This window comes from Sphingopyxis soli (genome assembly GCF_018682675.1).
Lineage (GTDB): Bacteria > Pseudomonadota > Alphaproteobacteria > Sphingomonadales > Sphingomonadaceae > Sphingopyxis > Sphingopyxis soli.
In genome coordinates, this window is sequence record NZ_JAFMTR010000071.1 from 1 (window position 1) to 2,500 (window position 2,500).

The 2,500-nt window shown below is 55.3% G+C and carries 1 tRNA gene and 2 rRNA genes (1 of these 3 cut by a window edge); all 3 read right to left on the reverse strand.

Going from position 1 to position 2,500, the window contains the following annotated elements:
- Positions 1 to 225 precede the first annotated feature (225 nt).
- Positions 226 to 302, reverse strand: a tRNA-Met gene (locus J1N50_RS11785).
- A gap of 110 nt (positions 303 to 412) precedes the next feature.
- A 5S ribosomal RNA gene (gene rrf, locus J1N50_RS11790) occupies positions 413 to 527 on the reverse strand.
- Between the two features lie 116 nt (positions 528 to 643).
- Positions 644 to 2,500: ribosomal RNA gene (locus J1N50_RS11795) — 23S ribosomal RNA — on the reverse strand; it runs 935 nt beyond the window's last position.

Sequence of the window (2,500 nt, forward strand, 5' to 3'; positions counted from 1 at the left end):
GGGGGACCGCCGAAGGCGGTGGAGGGGGCTGGCGTCCTGAAGCGGCGCTGCGCAAGGACGCGACCCCCCTCCGTCAGCCGCTACGCGGCTGCCACCTCCCCGCAAGCGGGGAGGATTTGAAGGACCGCTCCCACCCCGTATCGGACGTTCCGGCCGCGACTGAGACAGTCAAAGTTTCGAGACAACAAAAAGCCCGCGAACCCATTGGGAACGCGGGCTTTTTGATGGTTGCGGGAGTAGGATTTGAACCTACGACCTTCAGGTTATGAGCCTGACGAGCTACCGGGCTGCTCCATCCCGCGTCAACCAGCGGCGCTTCCCTCGCGGGACCGCCAAAAACAGCAAAAGGCCGGCATCTCTGCCGGCCTCTAACTTTGTGAATGGGTTTTTTCGACCTTACGTCGGCTGCAATGCCTGGCGACGTCCTACTCTTCCAACGCTTAAGCGGTAGTACCATCGGCGCTGTCAGGTTTCACGGCCGAGTTCGAGATGGGATCGGGTGGGTCACTGACGCCATGGTCACCAAGCAATGAAGCCGGCGTAGGGTCAAAAGTCTTTCAATCGATATCCGTGCAATACTGTCTGATCAATCATCCACTACAAGCGGACAAACCCGTCAGGCTTGTCGTTGATGGCGGGACTCTAAAGTGCGAATAGAGCAATTAGTATCGGTTAGCTCCACGCGTTACCGCGCTTCTACATCCGATCTATCAACGTGGTGGTCTTCCACGGCTCTAAGAAATCTTATCTTGAGGGAGGCTTCCCGCTTAGATGCTTTCAGCGGTTATCCCGTCCATACATAGCTACCCTGCTGCGCGGCTGGCGCCACGACAGGTACACCAGAGGTATGTTCAACCCGGTCCTCTCGTACTAGGGTCAACTCCTCTCAAATTTCGACGCCCACGGCAGATAGGGACCAAACTGTCTCACGACGTTCTGAACCCAGCTCACGTACCACTTTAATTGGCGAACAGCCAAACCCTTGGGACCTGCTCCAGCCCCAGGATGTGATGAGCCGACATCGAGGTGCCAAACGATTCCGTCGATATGAGCTCTTGGGAATCATCAGCCTGTTATCCCCGGCGTACCTTTTATCCGTTGAGCGATGGCCCTTCCACTCGGGACCACCGGATCACTATGACCGACTTTCGTCTCTGCTCGACTCGTCAGTCTCGCAGTCAGGCAGGCTTATGCCATTGCACTCTAACAGACGGTTTCCAACCGTCCTGAGCCTACCATCGCGCGCCTCCGTTACTCTTTAGGAGGCGACCGCCCCAGTCAAACTACCCGCCACAGAGGGTCCCTGATCCAGTTTCATGGATCGAGGTTAGACATCAGAAAACAACAGGGTGGTATTTCACCTATGGCTCCACACCGGCTGGCGCCAGTGCTTCAAAGCCTCCCACCTATGCTACACAGTTCTTTCCTAATGCCACTCTGAAGCTGCAGTAAAGGTGCACGGGGTCTTTCCGTCTAACCGCGGGTACTCCGCATCTTCACGGAGAATTCAATTTCGCTGAGCATCTCCTGGAGACAGTGGGGAAGTCGTTACGCCATTCGTGCAGGTCGGAACTTACCCGACAAGGAATTTCGCTACCTTAGGACCGTTATAGTTACGGCCGCCGTTTACCTGGGCTTCATTTCGGAGCTTGCACCCCTCCACTTAACCTTCAGGCACCGGGCAGGCGTCAGGCCCTATACGTCGTCTTGAAGCCGACTTAGCAGAGCCCTGTGTTTTTGCTAAACAGTCGCTACCCCCTGGCCTGTGCCCCCCACAAATGGTTGCCCAAATGTGGGGCCTCCTTCTTCCGAAGGTACGGAGGCAATTTGCCGAGTTCCTTCAGGAGACTTCTCTCAAGCGCCTTGGTATACTCTACCATCCCACCTGTGTCGGTTTAGGGTACGGTCTATAATGGAGGGGCTATTTCCTGGAACCTCTTCAAAGCCTGACCAATCCAATAAGGCCAGACAATTTACGAGATCCGTCACACACCTCCAGGCCCACGAATATTAACGTGGTTCCCATCGACTACCCCCTTCGGGCTCGTCTTAGGGGCCGGCTTACCCTGCTCAGATTAGCTTTAAGCAGGAACCCTTGGGATTTCGGCGAGAGGGCATCTCACCCTCTTTATCGCTACTCATGTCTGCATTCGCACTTCCGATACCTCCACGGCCCATTACCAGACCGCTTCATCAGCCTACGGAACGCTCCGCTACCGCGTGTATTGCTACACACCCTAAGCTTCGGTGCATCACTTTAGCCCCGTTACATTTTCGCCGCAGGAACCCTTATTTAGACCAGTGAGCTGTTACGCTTTCTTTAAAGGATGGCTGCTTCTAAGCCAACCTCCTGGTTGTTTTGGGATTCCCACATGCTTTCCCACTTAGTGATGACTTGGGGACCTTAGCTGTAGGTCAGGGCTGTTTCCCTTTTGACGACGGACCTTAGCACCCGCCGTCTGTCTGCCGGATAGTACTCATGGGTATTCGGAGTTTGGTT